The 1233-nt window shown below is 42.3% G+C and carries 1 pseudogene; it reads left to right on the top strand.

Going from position 1 to position 1233, the window contains the following annotated elements:
* Positions 1-1233 (top strand): annotated as a pseudogene (locus AOB46_RS23545) (RHS repeat-associated core domain-containing protein); the annotation flags it as partial.

Raw genomic sequence — 1233 nt, forward strand, 5'->3', positions numbered from 1 at the left:
ATAAAAGGCTAAGCACCGATACTGAAAGAGTAATTACAGAGACCTTTACGTATGACCATCAGAACAGGTTACTCGTTCATAAGCATCAGGTGGACAGTAATCCTGAAGAGATTCTGGCCCAGAACAGCTACAATGAGCTGTCCCAATTGGAAACCAAGAAGGTTGGAGGAACCAATGCTGCTTCACCATTGCAGACGATTAATTATCAGTATAATATCAGGGGCTGGATGACGAAAATTAATGATCCTGTCAATCTGAACGGGAAGCTGTTTGGATATGAGGTGAAATACCAGAACCCGGAGTATACTTCCAAATCTACAGGCAGGTTCAATGGGAATATAGCAGAAATAGACTGGAAGAATTCTTCAGAAGATATCCTGAAAAGGTATAATTATGTGTATGATGGCCTAAACCGGCTTAAAGATGCTTTCTATGCAGAACCGGCAGCTACCAATCCTCATAACGGTAATTATGACGAATACCTTACCTATGATATGAACGGGAATATCCAGACCCTGAAAAGGAAAGCCTTCCCGTTGGCCGGAACCACTTCTACCCTGGTAGATGACCTGAATTATACATATACGGGAAATCGTCTCGACAAAGTAATCGAAAATTCCCTGAACGATACGGGCTATGAAGGCGGAAATAACCCCATCGCATATGATCCTAATAGTAATATGACCGATATGAAAGATAAAGGAATCCAGTCTATAGAATATAACCACTTAAATCTTCCGGATGGAATAGCGATTACCCAAGTAAGGCCTTTGGGAACTTCCAATTTCTATTTACGGTATCTTTACCGGGCAGACGGGGTGAAGCTCAGGAAAACATATTCCGGGGACGGAGGAAGAGGTTCAGTAAGAACGAATAGAATTACCGATTACCTGGACGGCTTCCAGTACAGTTATTATGAAGGAGGAGGAATATGCCTGACCTGCCGTACGGAATCTGCTTATGAAGAAAAAGCCTACAAAGAAATGGATTTTCCGGGCATCATAACTCCTGAATGGCAGCTTAATTTTGTTCCTACTTCAGAAGGGTTTTACAATTTCGCGGAAAACCGCTATATTTACCAGTACAGAGACCACCTTGGAAATGCAAGGGTGAGCTATGCCAAAAGCAGCGCAGGCGTTCCTGAAATAACCGATGTGAACAACTATTATCCTTTTGGCCTGAACCATATTGACGGACAGATCTCCAAAGGGAAATTAGGAAGTTATCTTAGTT

This window comes from Chryseobacterium indologenes, from assembly GCF_001295265.1.
In the GTDB taxonomy this organism is placed as follows: domain Bacteria; phylum Bacteroidota; class Bacteroidia; order Flavobacteriales; family Weeksellaceae; genus Chryseobacterium; species Chryseobacterium indologenes_A.